This is a genomic window from Parapedobacter soli (assembly GCF_025460835.1).
In the GTDB taxonomy this organism is placed as follows: Bacteria; Bacteroidota; Bacteroidia; order Sphingobacteriales; family Sphingobacteriaceae; genus Parapedobacter; species Parapedobacter soli.
Window position 1 is genome coordinate 21,896 of record NZ_JAMXAY010000025.1, and the last position, 14,161, is coordinate 36,056.

Consider the following 14,161-nt stretch of genomic DNA (forward strand, 5'->3'; position numbering starts at 1 on the left):
CATTGGATGAAATAAAGATGCGGCTGTTTTCTTTAATGGGTTTCCACCAATTCACTAGTTGCTATGGTAGATACGGGTGACTCAGTACTTTTTTTCGCAGCACAGTCACTGCATATACCATACAGGTTCAACGAGTGGTGCTTGATTTCGAATTTGAGCAGGTCGCCCACCATGCTTTGGATCTGGTGGATACGCGGATCACAGAATTCCACGACTTTACCGCACTCAATGCAGATGATGTGGTCGTGCTGCTTGTAACCGTAGGATTTCTCAAACTGGGCCATGTTTTTCCCGAATTGGTGTTTGGTCACCAAATCGCAAGAAACCAAAAGTTCGAGCGTGTTGTACACGGTGGCGCGGCTTACCCGGTATTTTTTATTTTTCATGTGGATGTAAAGCGATTCCACATCAAAATGGTCGTTCCTGGAGTAAATCTCTTCAAGAATAGCATAGCGTTCTGGAGTCTTACGTAAGCTCTTGTTCTCCAGGTACGCTTCGAAAATTTTTTTTACCGTTTGGTAGTTTTCCGTTTGAGTCATCATCCGAAAGTTAATTGTACAAAATTACGCAATATCGCCTGTATAAACAAACACCTTCAAATTCAATTATTCGAGTCGAATCGGGTGACGCCGGTTACCCCTTTAATCTGCTTGAGGTGCTTGATAAGGTTCTCGAGATGGGCGGTATCGTTGACGAAAATCATAATCGATCCTTCGAAAATACCGTCATTGCTGGAAATGGTAATCGAGCGGATGTTCACTTTGAAGTCATCTGAAATCACTTTGGTAATCTTATTGACGAGGCCCACATCGTCGATGCCCACAATCCGCAGCCCGGTAAGGAAAGCGAGTTCTTTTTGCGACGTCCATTTGGCTTTGACGATGCGATAGCCGTAGTTGGCCATCAGTTTCGCCGCATTGGGACAATTGGTGCGGTGTATTTTTATGCCGTCGCTGACCGTTATAAAGCCAAACACGTCGTCGCCCGGTATGGGATTACAGCAGGGAGACAGCGTGTAGTCTATTTTTTGCAGGTCGTCGCCGATCAGCAGTGTTTCGTAGTCTTTTTTGTTGATCTTATCAACGAGCCCACTGATGTGCGAATTGAACTGCTGCCCGTTTTGGTGGTCGGCCGATTTTTCACCCAAGGCGAATTCCTTGAGATTTTTCATATCTATTTCGCCCTTGGCTACGTTGTAGAACAAGTCTTGCGAAGACGGAAATTTGAAAAACGCCGTCAGCTTATTGATGTTTTCCGTATTGTAAGTGATTTTCAGGGATTTCAGCTTTCGCTCCAGTATCTCCTTGCCGTCTTCGGCAACGCGCCTTTTCTCTTCTTTAAGGGCCGATTTTATTTTAGATTTTGCCTTGGCGGTTACCACGAAGTTCAACCAGTCTTCCTTGGGCGTCTGTTTGCTGGAGGTGATGATTTCCACTTGGTCGCCGTTTTGCAGCTTGTGGCTGAGCGGCACCAATTTATGGTTCACTTTGGCGCCGATACAGCTGGCGCCCAGGTCGGAGTGTATCTCAAATGCGAAATCTAGGGCTGTTGCGTTGTATGGAAGCTGGATGAGTGCCCCCTTGGGGGTAAAGATGAATATCTCGTCGGAGAAAAGGTTCATTTTGAAATCATCGAGGAAATCCATGGCATTAGGCTCGGGATTGCTCAGTATTTCGCGTACCTTCTGTATCCATTGGTCCAGCCCGCTGTCTGAGTTGGATTCTTTGTATTTCCAATGTGCCGCAAATCCTTTTTCGGCGATCTCGTTCATCCGGATAGTACGTATCTGCACCTCTACCCATTGGCCTTTGGGGCCCATTACCGTGGTGTGCAACGATTCATAGCCGTTGGCTTTCGGAGACGAAATCCAGTCGCGCAGGCGGTCGGGGTTGGGCCGGTATAGGTCGGTAACGATGGAATAAGCTTTCCAGCACTCTGCTTTTTCATTTTCCTGGTCGGTATCGATGATGATGCGGATAGCAAACAGGTCGTAGACCTCTTCGAAAGGGATCGATTTTTTGCGCATTTTATTCCATATCGAATAGATAGACTTCGGCCTGCCGAATACCGAGGCTTTGATGCCTTGTTCGCTGAGTATTTCGTTGATTGGTTCCACGAAGTTGTGGATGAAGCGCTCGCGCTCGGCTTTCTTTTCGTTCAGCTTTTTAGCAATAAACTTGTAAGTATCCGGGTCGGTATACTTCATGGACAGGTCTTCCAGTTCCGACTTGATGGCGTAGAGCCCTAGGCGGTGGGCCAGCGGTGCGTACAAGTACGACGTTTCAGAGGCTATTTTCAGCTGCTTATCCCGCGGCATGAAATCCATGGTGCGCATGTTGTGGAGCCTGTCGGCCAGTTTGATCAGGATAACCCGAACGTCGTCTGCTAATGTCAACAGCATCTTACGGAAGTTTTCGGCCTGTATGGAGCTGTTGGGGTCGAATATGCCCGATATTTTGGTGAGGCCGTCGATGATGCGGGCAACCTTTTTGCCAAACTCCCGCTCGATATCTTCCAAGGTGATGTACGTATCTTCCACCACATCGTGCAGCAGCGCACACACAATAGATGTCGTGCCCAAGCCTATTTCCTCGGCCGCGATCTGTGCTACGGCAATGGGGTGGTAGATGTACGGTTCGCCCGATTTGCGGCGCATATCCTTGTGGCTTTCCAACGCCATATCAAACGCCCGCCGTATCATCTGCTTGTCGCCACGTTGCAGTGTGGGCTTACAAGCCCGTAGCAATGCCCGGTACCGTTTGCGTATTTCCTTGCTTTCTGCCTCTAAATCAATCACCAATTCTTTCATACATGTCGTCTAGTTTCTCGTGGCACCAAGTTTTTGTCTCTTGCTAAGAAGTTGTCCATTCCATCAGCGATTAAAATTGCATATCAAAACAACTTTAGCTAAGTTTGTATATCCGTATCGGGATATGGAAGCGCAATTATAGCGCTCCTTTTTAACCTTATAAATATACGGATAATTATTGGATATTGTATAACATGGCTTTCTTCCGGCTGACACTTTTTCTAATCGCGGTGATGCTATCGGGCGAATTGGTTGCGCAGGATACGCTTTCGCGGCACCCTGAAAGCCAGCGGCCTCCGCGGCATCGGGTAGCCACGACGTTGGTCGACGGTGAGCGGCTCCCGTGGATGCTGGTTCCGGAGGTGACCGTGACACGCAAACGGGTTTTCAGGAGCCCTGAAGACAAGGCACGCTACCTCCGGCTGCGGTATAATGTGATCAAAGTGCTGCCTTACGCCAAGTATGCACAGGAAAGGTACCAGCAGCTGTACCGCGACCTGGCGTTGACAGGCAACCGCCGTGAACAGAAGCAGTTGGTGAAAGCATGCGAGAAGGAAATCAAAGACATGTTCAACCGCGAAGTGAAAAACCTGACGATTTCACAAGGCGAAATACTGATTAAACTCATCGACCGCCAGACGGGGAATTCGAGCTATGAGGTGGTGAAGGATTTAAGAGGTGGGGTTACAGCCTTTTTTTACCAGTCCATTGCCCGCGTATTCGGCCACAACCTCAAAAATACGTATAGCCCGGAGGAAGACTTCGAGATCGAAAACATCATACGCAGCTTGGAGCGTAGCCCGGCTTACGGGTATTTTTAATGACTATGGACAACAACAAACTGGATTTGCTCGTCATCGCTGTGCACCCCGATGATGCTGAGTTGGGCTGTGGTGGCACCATCATCAAACACGCCCGTATGGGGAAAAGAGTTGGTATTGTCGATCTTACCCGCGGTGAGCTGGGTACACGCGGCACGGCCGAGCTACGTGATGAAGAAGCCCGCGAGGCGGCGGCGGTGATGGGGCTGGTGGCCCGCGAGAACCTTCGGATGCGCGATGGCTTCTTCCGTAACGACGGGGCCCATCAACTACAGGTGATCGGTGCTATCCGCAAATACCGGCCCGAAATCATCATTTCCAATGCACTGATGGACCGTCATCCGGACCACGGCCGGGCGGGCGATCTGGTGAACGACTCAGTTTTCCTGGCGGGTCTCCAGAAGATAGAGACGCGCGATGATAGCGGTGCCCTGCAGGTGCCTCACCGCCCCCGGCTGCTACTCCAGCTGATCCAAGACTACTACATAAAGCCAGACATTGCGGTGGATGTAACGGACGAATGGCCAGATAAGGTGAAGGCCATCAAAGCATACCGATCGCAGTTCCATAATGAAGAATACGTGTCGGATGAGCCGGTCACCTACATCTCGAAACCCGATTTTATGGAATACATTGAGGGACGGGCCCGGGAATATGGCAAGTATATCGGTGCGAGATATGCGGAAGGGTTTACCTGCCGCAGGCTCTTGGGGGTCGACAGCCTCTTTGTATTGAAATAACCTTTCGTAAGAAAATAGGTCGTGGGGAACGCTACCTTAACCCCCGCTATACCGCAAAGCTCTCGCCACAGGCACAGGTGCGCGATGCATTCGGATTGTGGAATTCAAACCCTTTCCCATTGAGCCCGTCCGAATAGTCCAGCTCGGTACCCGCCAGGTATAAGTAAGATTTGATATCGAGGCAGATTTTGATGCCCTTATCTTCAAACAGCTGGTCGCCTTTCCGCTCTTCGTTGTCGAAGTTGAGACGGTAGCTCAGTCCCGAGCAGCCGCCACTTTCCACAGCCACCCGAATGAAGTAGGTGTCATCGTAGCTTTCCTTAGCCATGATATCGAGGACACGCTGTTTCGCTTTCTCAGTTATCGTTACCATATCCTATATAATTACCCCGGAAGAACATACGCCCCCCGCGTAAGTCCAAACGGAATTGCAAATATCGGAATATTTACGAAATATGATAGCATGTTAGGTTTGGTGTGTGTCATATTCGCTCCCACTAATACCATGACCCAATAAGAATTAAAAATTTTCTTCGATTACTTTACTTACTTTTGCGCCATGGCCACTGAAAGTCCTAGGAAGAGCAGAAAAGACATCAAGCAATGGATCGGATACTTAATCGGTGATCAGTCGTTGCCACTCGAAACCCGGTTACTCAATTCGGTCTGTCTGATTGCTATTTTCATCATGGTTTTCAATATCCCCTTCAATTATTTCTCGGGGTTGAAGACGACCGCGGCGATATTTACGGTCTTTACCGCTATTGTAGGAATTGCGTACTACCAAGGGCGTCGCCGGCGGCGATTGGAATTGGGCGTAATCATCGCTGCTGGTGCTGTTATCATTTTGTTTTCAATTAGTTATTTTTTCAGTGCAGGGGCAAAGGGCGCCTCACTGCTGTCGTTTCTGCTGTCGTTCATCCTCACCCTCATCATGTCTCCCAAAAAGCTGTATGGGTTGTGGGCGATACTCTTTTTAGTAATCGCTATCGGTTTGTTGGTGATCGAATACCGTTTTCCGGAAACGATCCAGGTTACCTACGCGAGCGACAAAGCCCAGTTTATCGATTTGGGGGTTGCCTATATCACGGGTATTTTCATTTGCTTTTTCGGATTGAGGTATTTAAAGAAAGCCTATAACCGGGAGAGGGCTTCCGCGGAGCTGAAGTCGATCGAATTGGAGAAGATGAATGACGAGAAGCTGAAGCTGTTCTCGATCATCTCGCACGATTTACAGGCGCCCCTGTCGTCGTTACACAGTTATATCCGGTTAATAGCGAGCGACCGCCTCACGCCGGATGAGCGGAAACAGGTGGAGAGTGGATTGGCAAATGCGCTCCACGGCTCGCAAGAGATGCTTTCCAATATGCTGGTGTGGTCGCAAAGCCAACTGAGCGGGCTCCGGTTGACATTGGTCAGGAATAACATTGCTCAGGTGCTGAAGCCCGTTATTGATATACAAAAGATTTACGCCAGCCAGAAAAATATCCGTCTCGAATCAGAGATAGATGAATCGTTGCATGCTCTGGTCGATCGAGACATACTGCAGTTGATTATCCGTAACCTGGTGACCAATGCCATTAAGTTTACCCTGCCATCAGGGCATATACGGGTTTTGGGGACACGAATAGGGGAGGAGTGCGAGCTGATTGTGGAAGATAATGGTATAGGTATAGCTAAGGAGCAGCAGTCGGAGCTTTTTTCCCTGAAGACCCGGTCTACCTATGGCACCAACAACGAGCGCGGCATAGGCTTGGGATTATTTTTGTGCCATGAATACACACAAGCATTCAACGGAACGCTGACTTTTGAGAGCGAAACGGGACGGGGAACTACGTTCCGGCTTAGGTTGCCGTTGGTAGACTAATACTTATCTACCTACTGAACGTGAGCTCGTTTTGGAAAACCTTAGCGTACTTTCGCTTGTCGAGTTTATACAGCCTTGCCGCACGGTAAGAGACGCCCCGTTGGAATTCAGACAGCTCTTTTAAGATATTGTAATTCAGCATCTTCTTCCTGAAATTGCGCTTGTCCAGCTTGCGCCCCCAAATCGCTTCGTAAAGTTGCTGTAACTGGGTCAGTGTAAATTTCTCCGGTAGCAGCTCAAAAGCTATAGGGCTATAGCTTATCTTGCGGCGTACCTTTTGGATGGCCTTATCGATGATGTGGCCGTGGTCGAAACCAAGTTCGGGCAGGTTGTTCAACGGATGCCACACTGCTTGGCGTGCATAGTCGGTTACCGGCACGGGCTGGCTTTCGAGGTCGTCCAGCCGTAGCAGCGCGTAATAGGCCACGGTGATTATCCGTCCCTGCGGATGGCGTTTGAGGTCTCCGAAAGTATAAAGCTGCTCCATGTAGATGCCCCGCAGGCCCGTGTGTTCATAAAGGATACGCTCTACCGCGTCGTCGATGGTTTCGCTGTGCTCTACGAAAAAGCCAGGGAGAGCCCACCATCCCTTAAACGGATATTCGTTGCGTTCAATCAATAATACTTTTAACTCGCCCCCCTGGAAGCCAAAAATAACACAGTCTGTGGTGAATGTGGATTGTAAATGTGGTAAATTTGATTGCAAAACAGCTTATATTTTGTATATTAATTGATTATAATTTGTTAAATTCGCACACTCAAGCCCTTCGAGTGATAAAATAATTCTTGAAAAATTTAATAGTGTAACAAATACACACTATATTCGTGCTGCTAATTTACAAAAGATTATTAGAAAAGTGCAAAGCATAATGAAAGTAGGGGTTTATACCTCAGGTGGTGACGCCCCGGGGATGAACGCCTGTATCCGAGCGGTTGTCCGGACTGCGTTGCACGCCGGCAAATCGGTTGTAGGCATCTACCAAGGGTACCAAGGGATGATAGACGCCAACTTTGAGGAGATGACTAGCCGATCGGTGAGCAATATCATCCAGTTGGGCGGTACCATTCTCAAAACCGCCCGGTGTGCAGCGTTCCGCACGGCGGAGGGACGGCAACAGGCTTATGAGCATATCAAGGCGGCAGGGATAGATGCCCTTATCGGCATCGGTGGCGACGGCACCTTTTCCGGTGCCGAGGTCTTTTCCCGCGAATTTGATATCCCGGTGATATGTATTCCGGGAACGATAGATAACGACCTCTATGGCTCGGATTTCACACTGGGTTATGATACGGCAACCAATACGGTTATCGAGGCTATTGATAAGATACGCGATACGGCCGCATCCCACGACCGGCTGTTCTTTGTGGAGGTGATGGGGCGCGACTCGGGCTGTATTGCGTTGAATGCTGGCATTGCTGGCGGTGCGGAGGCGATTTTGTTGCCGGAGAAATCAATGGGCATCGATACGCTTTGCAGTCAGTTGGAGACTGCGGCAAATAGCAAGAAGGCATCGACCATCGTCATCGTCGCCGAAGGCGAGGAAAACGGCGGTGCGTATAAGGTGGCTAAGGAAGTAAAGGAACGATTTGATTTCTACGACACAAAAGTGACGATTTTGGGTCACCTCCAGCGGGGTGGGTCGCCCAGCAGTTTCGACAGGGTATTAGCCAGCCGGCTCGGCTACGCCGCGGTGAAGCGCCTGCTTGCCGGCGAGAGCCGGGTAATGGTCGGACTGTGGGGTAACGAGATAAAAGCAACGCCACTGGAAGAGGTATTGAACAGGAAAGTGTTCAAGCTGAGCGAGGATATGTTGGAAATGATGGAAGTGTTGTCGATATGATAGCGGTAGTATTCAGCGGCTCCAGGTTTTCGGACTGGCGATTGGCCGAACGGGGGAAAATCGTAACCGGTTTCCGGATGATGGGGATTAACCCTTATCTGCACGACGAACGGTTTATCCTGCAGCTGTTGAATAAGAGCAACAACCTCATCAACTATGCCGAAAGGATCAGGCGGATTTACTTCTTCGGTGCGGGTTCGTCCTCGCCGGAGCGGAAAGATAAGATTGCCTCGGTTTTCAGACAGTTCTTTAAAAATGCCAAGGTAACGGTGGACCATGACGTGCGCGCTTCGGCCATTTCGACATTTGGCGATAGCAAGGGCCTCATCGGGATTTTGGGCAGCGGGTCTAATGTGGCCTATTTCAATGGTAAGCGTACAGTTGAAAATAATTTCGGCCTAGGGTATATCCTTGCCGATGAAGGGTCGGCAAACTGGATAGGACGTATGCTGTTGAAAAGCTACCTCAACGAAACGATACCCGAGGATCTGCTTGAGAAATTCGTGGAGCGGTACCCGATAGACCGTAAAATCATCATGGATAAAGTATATAATCAGGCAAACCCGACCCTATTTTTGACATCGTTTGCGGATTTTATATTGGAGAATCACAAGCACCGTTTTGTGAAGAAAACCATTTACCACGGCTTGAAATTGTATGTTGAAACGTACTTGCTGCCGCTCACCAAACAATACCCTGATGTCGTGGTTAACTTCACAGGGAGCGTGGCTGCAAGCTATGAAGAATGGTTGCGGGAGGTGGCAGGTAAATATAACATCACCGTTGGCACCGTAATCAGGGAGCCGATACATAATTTATTGAAATACTATTTAAATAAAAACTAATATAAAATGAAAATTGGAATCAATGGATTCGGCCGGATTGGCCGTTTAGCATTCAGGGCAGCAGTGAACCGCCCGGGTATTGAAATTGTCGGGATAAATGACCTCGTGGAGCCGGATTATTTGGCTTATATGCTGAAATATGACTCCACTCACGGGAAGTTTGATGGTACGGTGGAAGTGAAAGACGGCCACCTTGTAGTAAACGGAAAAACCGTGCGTGTTACCGCGGAGCGGGATCCGGCCAATTTAAATTGGGGTGAGGTAGGAGCAGAGGTGATCATCGAATCTACGGGTCTATTTCTGACTAAAGAAGCCGCACAGAAGCACATCGACGCAGGTGCGAAGAAGGTGGTATTGTCGGCCCCGGCCAAAGACGACACTCCTACATTCGTGATCGGTGTGAACCATAAAGAGCTGAGGGCAGACCAGACCATCGTGTCTAATGCTTCTTGTACAACCAACTGCTTGGCACCACTCGCCAAGGTACTGCACGATAATTTCGGTATTGTTGAAGGCCTGATGAGTACCATCCATGCCGTTACCGCTACCCAGAAGACCGTTGACGGCCCATCAGTGAAAGATTGGCGCGGCGGACGCGGTGCTTACCAAAATATTATCCCGTCGTCTACGGGTGCAGCCAAAGCTGTAGGCTTGGTATTGCCCGAGCTGAAAGGTAAACTTACCGGGATGTCGTTCCGCGTACCCGTTCCTGATGTTTCGGTGGTAGACCTTACTGCCCGTCTGGAAAAGCCGGCAACGTACGAGCAAATTAAGCAAGCATTTAAGGATGCTGCAGAAGGCGAACTCAAAGGTATCGTTGGTTACACTGAAGATGCCGTTGTGTCTGAGGATTTCCGCGGTGATGCGCGTACATCCATTTTCGATGCCAGTGCCGGTATCTCACTCAATGAACACTTCGTTAAAGTCGTGTCGTGGTATGACAACGAGTGGGGTTATTCGAATAAGCTGGTTGACTTGGTTGAATTGGTTGGCAAAGCTTAACCAACGCTGACGTCCCATTAAACGTGAAAAAGCCCTCGGTCTCCGGGGGCTTTTTGTGTGGATAAACTGTCTGTTTTGGCGGGATACTACCTTCGGAAACGATCGCTTCCGTCTCGCAAACCGTTACTTGCGGCCCGGAAGCCGTTGCTTGCGTCTCGCAAACCGTTGCTTCCGTCTCGCAAACCGTTGCTTGTGGTCCGGAAACCGTTACTTGCGGCCCGGAAGCCGTTACTTGCGTCTCGCAAGCCGTTACTTGCGGCCCGGAAGCCGTTGCTTGCGGCCCGGAAGCCGTTGCTTCCGTCTCGCAAACCGTTACTTGCGGCCCGGAAGCCGTTACTTGTGGGTCGGAAGCCGTTGCTTGCGGCCCGGAAGCCGTTACTTGTGGTCCGGAAACCGTTGCTTGTGGTCCGAAAGCCGTTACTTGTGGTCCGGAAACCGTTGCTTGTGGTCCGGAAACCGTTGCTTATGGCCCGGAAGCCGTTGCTTGTGGTTATATTAAGAAGCCGCCGCCCAGTAAATCATCGCCCTCATAGAAAACAGCCGATTGGCCTGGCGCAATGCCCTTTACCGCATGGTGGAATTCGACCTTCATCTTCCCGTCTTGTTGAACAATCGTGCTGTTCATGCCCGCGTCTTTATACCTTATTTTGGTTACCGCTTCCATCGGTTGGTCGATCGCGGCATATTTAACAAGGTTCACATCCTTCACATACGCTTCACGGCTTTGCAGCTCGTGTTCGTCGCCCAGCACCACGGTGTTGCTCTCGGGCATGATCTTGGTTACGAATACAGGGCGGCCGAGGGCAATACCCAGCCCTTTCCGTTGGCCAACGGTATAATAGGGATAGCCTTGATGTTGGCCTACCACGGTGCCGTCGGTAAGGATGAAGTTGCCCGGACCTATGCGGTCGTCGATGTCTTCCACCCGGTGGCGCAAAAACGCCCGGTAGTCATTGTCGGGCACAAAGCAGATCTCATAGCTCTCCGATTTGCTAGCAAGCTCCAGTTGCCCCATTTCTGCCGCCATCTGCCTGATTTCGGATTTGGTATACGATCCCAGCGGGAATTGCGTGCGGGCGAGGTTTTCCTGTGAAACACCCCAGAGCACGTATGATTGGTCTTTGTGTGTGTCCCGGCCTTTGGAAATGACGTACCGGCCATTCTCCTGTTGACGGATATTAGCATAATGCCCGGTGGCAATAAATTCGCAGTCCAATTTGTTGGCACGCTTCAGCAACGCTTCCCATTTGATGTAGGTGTTGCAAAGCACACAGGGGTTCGGAGTGCGTCCGGCCAGGTACTCATCTACGAAATTATCGATTACCGAGTCGCCGAATTCCCCCCGGATATCCAATATATAATGTGGGAACCCGAAAGATACGGCCAGCGCCCGTGCATCGTTTATGCTGTCGAGGCTACAGCAGCCCGTTTCTTTGGAGGAGCTACCCGAAGAGGCATAATCCCAGGTTTTCATCGTCAGCCCGATGACTTCATACCCCTGCTCGTGGAGCATCACAGCCGCAACTGAACTGTCTACCCCGCCGCTCATAGCCACCAATACTCTTCCTCTTTTACTCATTTCAACGAATTAATGTGCAAAGGTACAGCTAATTTTTATTACCGTATGTTTTCGGGCTGTCATTTTATCCCCAACGCAATCAGCGGCTTGCCATCCACTGCCCATTAATTTTCAAAAAAAATTTTCTTAAATGAAAAAAGGAGCTACATTTGCAGTCCCAAAACGGCCACAATAAGGTCGAGAAGGCGGTACCATAGCTCAGTTGGTAGAGCAAAGGACTGAAAATCCTTGTGTCGCTGGTTCGAATCCAGCTGGTACCACAGAAAACCCCTTGTATAAAACGTATGAGGGGTTTTTTAATTTTGTGTTGTCGGCTCCATATTGCGCGGATCAGTTTCAAAACCTATGGACTAAGCAAGACTACGGTGATTTGCGTCTATCGTGCTAGGCATTGGTTCAATTGCATCAAGCTGAAAATGGAACAGGCGATACTTTACAATTTTATACCCCAAATTGCCTTAGGTGGTGGTCGGTATGTTTATATACTAAAACCCCTATTTGTTCTTTTGTCATTTTTCCAAAAAAATCATGGACGAAATTTGGATTATTATAGTTTTCGTATTCTTCAATTAATGAAATCCATTTGCTTTTCTCAGCTTCCAAATCACAATGTAGTTCTTTTACTTTGAATTGGTTAGATGTTGGAATATTCTTGTCAAACGGCTTTTCATCCTTTATCATTCGTTGTAATGCCATTTTACCGAAAAGTTTCCCTAAAAATTCTTGCTTGTAGGTATGTTCGTCATTGCCGAGTATCCAGCCATTCCAATAGGTATTGTGCTTTAGCATTTGGAAAACGTTCATCTTTCCCCATACTGCCCTGTGACTTTTACTAAGCAAATTGATCCTTTGTATTAGTTGGTTTTGGGGTGAAGTTTCAAAAATTGTTTTTGTTTTTCGTTCCATTATAACGTTCCTTGACTGACATATACGGCATATTGCCGAATCACCCAAATATACGCAACACGAACTAAATATTTAACAATCACTTTGAAACAATCCGAAACTTTCATACATTTGCAGTCCAAAAAAATTGTACGAAGGGAGGTATTAAAGGATGATCATTGTAAATGTGAAAGAAGGCGAGTCATTAGACCGCGCGTTGAAACGCTTCAAGAAGAAGTTTGAAAAGACAGGTGTATTGCGCGAACTGCGTTCACGCCAAGCCTACGAGAAGAAATCCGTTGCCCGTCGTACACAACGTAAAAAGGCGATATATAAACAGAGCCTCAACCAGGATGCCATCTAATGATTGCGTCCGCTTTGATTGGCGGTTTATTTGTAATATAGAAAAACTATCCGTATATTCAACCATTAGAATATAAGGGTAGTTTTTCTATGTTTATAGACCGTTTTATCCGTTTCATCACCTATGAAAGGCGCTTTTCAAAGCACACCGTCGCCGCATATTCTCACGAATTAGCTGTTTACGCCGATTACCTGGAGGCAACGGATACGGATATTACCCGGATAACCCACCGACAAGCGCGCGCATACCTTGCTATGCGGCTCGACTCAGGCCGTAGCCCCGTGTCGGTAAACCGAAGCCTTGCCGCACTCCGCACGTACTACCGGTTCCTGATGCGCGAAGGGGTAACCGCACAGAATCCGTTCGCTCTTGTAAAGGCACTGAAAACACCGAAAAAGCTCCCCGTTACCGTAGATAAGGATAAGCTCACCGCCTTGCTGGATACGGCAGAAGTATTTCCAGATACCTTTGAAGGGCTACGAGACAAAATGGTGTTGGAGCTGCTGTTTGGAACCGGGATACGGCTTGCCGAATTATTGCAAATCCGTGAAGAACACATCGACTTTTACAACGGGAATATCCGTATATTTGGTAAAAGGAATAAAGAAAGGCTGGTGCCGATGAATAAATCGCTTCAAATGTTGCTCCGGTATTATATCGATGAAAAAAATATACAACATTTCGACAACAAATCGCCATACCTTATCGTTACTAAAAAAGGGAAAGACGCTTACCCGGGGTTGATCTATGACATCGTAACACATTACCTGAGCGGAATATCCGCGCAGCGGAAGAAAAGCCCGCACGTGCTTAGGCATACATTTGCTACCACGCTGTTAGACAACGGTGCGGATTTGAACGCGATAAAGGAGTTGTTGGGGCATGCCGGACTGGCAGCTACCCAGGTTTATACACATAATTCAGTCGAGCGACTTAAATCGATTTATAAACAGGCCCATCCAAAAGCTTAAAAAAAGGAGGAATCATGAACATTACTGTGCAATCAATCCGTTTCGATGCAGACAAGAAGCTGATCGAGTTTATCCAAAAAAGGGTAAACAAACTTGACCAATTCTTTGACCAGATTATTGATGGAGAGTGTTATCTCAAACTGGAAAATGTAGAAGACGAAGCAAACAAGATTACGGAGTTTAAACTCAATATTCCCGGAAGTCAGCTGTTTGCAAAGGCGCAGGCTAAATCTTTTGAAGAAGCCACAGACCTGGCGGTTGAATCACTGCGTAGGCAGATCAATAAACATAAAACGAAAACCAGAACTAAAGCGAGCAATCACAAGGATTTGCTTTCGATGACCGATGAAATGACTGCATAACCACCGTCGGTTGTCATCATAGATTATTAATGCTATTCAAGCCCGACACGACACGCCCAGTGCCAGTCGGGTTTG

The 14,161-nt window shown here is 48.4% G+C and carries 15 protein-coding genes and 1 tRNA gene; 10 read left to right on the forward strand and 6 right to left on the reverse strand.

Translation table 11 applies throughout. The features are described 5' to 3' along the window. Window positions 1–32 precede the first annotated feature (32 nt). Entirely contained in the window at window positions 33–539 is a 507-nt protein-coding gene (locus NGM62_RS11925; protein ID WP_262248312.1) for a Fur family transcriptional regulator, read from the reverse strand. Between the two features lie 62 nt (window positions 540–601). Further along, the gene (locus NGM62_RS11930) at window positions 602–2,809 is read right to left on the reverse strand and encodes a RelA/SpoT family protein (protein WP_262248231.1); all 2,208 of its coding nucleotides are present in this window, start codon (window positions 2,807–2,809) and stop codon (window positions 602–604) included. Between the two features lie 194 nt (window positions 2,810–3,003). Here NGM62_RS11930 and NGM62_RS11935 point away from each other — a divergent pair, with 194 nt between their 5' ends. Continuing rightward, a complete protein-coding gene (locus NGM62_RS11935; protein WP_262248232.1) occupies window positions 3,004–3,630 on the forward strand; it encodes a DUF4294 domain-containing protein in 627 nt (208 codons plus the stop codon). Window positions 3,631–3,635: 5 nt separating this feature from the next. Further along, on the forward strand, window positions 3,636–4,370 hold the full coding sequence (gene bshB1 / locus NGM62_RS11940; RefSeq protein WP_262248233.1) for a bacillithiol biosynthesis deacetylase BshB1: 735 nt from the start codon (window positions 3,636–3,638) through the stop codon (window positions 4,368–4,370). A gap of 46 nt (window positions 4,371–4,416) precedes the next feature. Here bshB1 and NGM62_RS11945 read toward each other — a convergent pair whose 3' ends face one another. Next, on the reverse strand, window positions 4,417–4,743 hold the full coding sequence (locus tag NGM62_RS11945) for a HesB/IscA family protein (protein WP_262248235.1): 327 nt from the start codon (window positions 4,741–4,743) through the stop codon (window positions 4,417–4,419). 186 nt (window positions 4,744–4,929) lie between these two features. On the opposite strand from NGM62_RS11945, the gene NGM62_RS11950 reads away from it, so the two are divergent. Further along, window positions 4,930–6,237 (forward strand): sensor histidine kinase, encoded by a 1,308-nt coding sequence (locus tag NGM62_RS11950; RefSeq protein ID WP_262248237.1) that lies wholly within the window; start codon window positions 4,930–4,932, stop codon window positions 6,235–6,237. 7 nt (window positions 6,238–6,244) lie between these two features. Here the strand turns inward: NGM62_RS11950 and NGM62_RS11955 are convergent, their stop codons facing one another. Further along, window positions 6,245–6,943, reverse strand: a complete 699-nt coding sequence (locus tag NGM62_RS11955; RefSeq protein WP_262248238.1) for an NUDIX hydrolase — start codon at window positions 6,941–6,943, stop codon at window positions 6,245–6,247. A gap of 163 nt (window positions 6,944–7,106) precedes the next feature. Between NGM62_RS11955 and pfkA the strand changes: the two genes are divergently transcribed. The 3 genes from pfkA to gap are packed head-to-tail and all read left to right on the forward strand — an operon-like array spanning window position 7,107 to window position 9,925. Beyond that, the gene (gene pfkA / locus NGM62_RS11960; RefSeq protein ID WP_390937196.1) at window positions 7,107–8,078 is read left to right on the forward strand and encodes a 6-phosphofructokinase; all 972 of its coding nucleotides are present in this window, start codon (window positions 7,107–7,109) and stop codon (window positions 8,076–8,078) included. After that, window positions 8,075–8,923, forward strand: a complete 849-nt coding sequence (locus tag NGM62_RS11965; RefSeq protein ID WP_262248240.1) for a hypothetical protein — start codon at window positions 8,075–8,077, stop codon at window positions 8,921–8,923. Before pfkA ends, NGM62_RS11965 begins: the two co-directional genes overlap by 4 nt. 6 nt (window positions 8,924–8,929) lie before the next feature. Beyond that, window positions 8,930–9,925, forward strand: a complete 996-nt coding sequence (gap, locus tag NGM62_RS11970; protein ID WP_262248241.1) for a type I glyceraldehyde-3-phosphate dehydrogenase — start codon at window positions 8,930–8,932, stop codon at window positions 9,923–9,925. A 490-nt stretch (window positions 9,926–10,415) separates the two neighbouring features. Here the strand turns inward: gap and mnmA are convergent, their stop codons facing one another. Continuing rightward, the gene (mnmA, locus tag NGM62_RS11975) at window positions 10,416–11,504 is read right to left on the reverse strand and encodes a tRNA 2-thiouridine(34) synthase MnmA (protein WP_262248242.1); all 1,089 of its coding nucleotides are present in this window, start codon (window positions 11,502–11,504) and stop codon (window positions 10,416–10,418) included. A gap of 187 nt (window positions 11,505–11,691) precedes the next feature. Between mnmA and NGM62_RS11980 the strand changes: the two genes are divergently transcribed. After that, window positions 11,692–11,764, forward strand: a tRNA-Phe gene (locus NGM62_RS11980). Between the two features lie 181 nt (window positions 11,765–11,945). On the opposite strand, the gene NGM62_RS11985 is transcribed toward NGM62_RS11980, so the two are convergent. Next, a complete protein-coding gene (locus NGM62_RS11985) occupies window positions 11,946–12,410 on the reverse strand; it encodes a DUF1569 domain-containing protein (protein ID WP_262248244.1) in 465 nt (154 codons plus the stop codon). A 151-nt stretch (window positions 12,411–12,561) separates the two neighbouring features. On the opposite strand from NGM62_RS11985, the gene rpsU reads away from it, so the two are divergent. The 3 genes from rpsU to hpf all read left to right on the forward strand — a co-directional run bounded on the left by rpsU (window position 12,562) and on the right by hpf (window position 14,086). After that, window positions 12,562–12,753 carry a 30S ribosomal protein S21 gene (gene rpsU / locus NGM62_RS11990; RefSeq protein ID WP_262248246.1) on the forward strand — a complete coding sequence of 64 codons (192 nt, stop codon included), beginning with the start codon at window positions 12,562–12,564 and terminating at the stop codon, window positions 12,751–12,753. An 89-nt stretch (window positions 12,754–12,842) separates the two neighbouring features. Continuing rightward, complete coding sequence (locus tag NGM62_RS11995) at window positions 12,843–13,724, forward strand: tyrosine-type recombinase/integrase (RefSeq protein WP_262248248.1); 882 nt, start codon at window positions 12,843–12,845, stop codon at window positions 13,722–13,724. A gap of 14 nt (window positions 13,725–13,738) precedes the next feature. Beyond that, window positions 13,739–14,086: a ribosome hibernation-promoting factor, HPF/YfiA family gene (hpf, locus tag NGM62_RS12000; protein ID WP_262248250.1), complete on the forward strand. Its 348-nt coding sequence runs from the start codon at window positions 13,739–13,741 to the stop codon at window positions 14,084–14,086. Window positions 14,087–14,161: the final 75 nt, after the last annotated feature.

Coding starts and splice junctions, on each gene's coding strand:
- bshB1 (WP_262248233.1), top strand. CDS start 3,636: ATGGACAACAACAAACTGGATTTGCTCGTCATCGCTGTGCACCCCGAT.
- pfkA (WP_390937196.1), top strand. CDS start 7,107: ATGAAAGTAGGGGTTTATACCTCAGGTGGTGACGCCCCGGGGATGAAC.
- NGM62_RS11935 (WP_262248232.1), top strand. CDS start 3,004: ATGGCTTTCTTCCGGCTGACACTTTTTCTAATCGCGGTGATGCTATCG.
- hpf (WP_262248250.1), top strand. CDS start 13,739: ATGAACATTACTGTGCAATCAATCCGTTTCGATGCAGACAAGAAGCTG.
- NGM62_RS11950 (WP_262248237.1), top strand. CDS start 4,930: ATGGCCACTGAAAGTCCTAGGAAGAGCAGAAAAGACATCAAGCAATGG.
- NGM62_RS11925 (WP_262248312.1), bottom strand. CDS start 539: ATGACTCAAACGGAAAACTACCAAACGGTAAAAAAAATTTTCGAAGCG.
- NGM62_RS11945 (WP_262248235.1), bottom strand. CDS start 4,743: ATGGTAACGATAACTGAGAAAGCGAAACAGCGTGTCCTCGATATCATG.
- gap (WP_262248241.1), top strand. CDS start 8,930: ATGAAAATTGGAATCAATGGATTCGGCCGGATTGGCCGTTTAGCATTC.
- NGM62_RS11930 (WP_262248231.1), bottom strand. CDS start 2,809: ATGAAAGAATTGGTGATTGATTTAGAGGCAGAAAGCAAGGAAATACGC.
- NGM62_RS11985 (WP_262248244.1), bottom strand. CDS start 12,410: ATGGAACGAAAAACAAAAACAATTTTTGAAACTTCACCCCAAAACCAA.
- rpsU (WP_262248246.1), top strand. CDS start 12,562: ATGATCATTGTAAATGTGAAAGAAGGCGAGTCATTAGACCGCGCGTTG.
- NGM62_RS11995 (WP_262248248.1), top strand. CDS start 12,843: ATGTTTATAGACCGTTTTATCCGTTTCATCACCTATGAAAGGCGCTTT.
- NGM62_RS11965 (WP_262248240.1), top strand. CDS start 8,075: ATGATAGCGGTAGTATTCAGCGGCTCCAGGTTTTCGGACTGGCGATTG.
- mnmA (WP_262248242.1), bottom strand. CDS start 11,504: ATGAGTAAAAGAGGAAGAGTATTGGTGGCTATGAGCGGCGGGGTAGAC.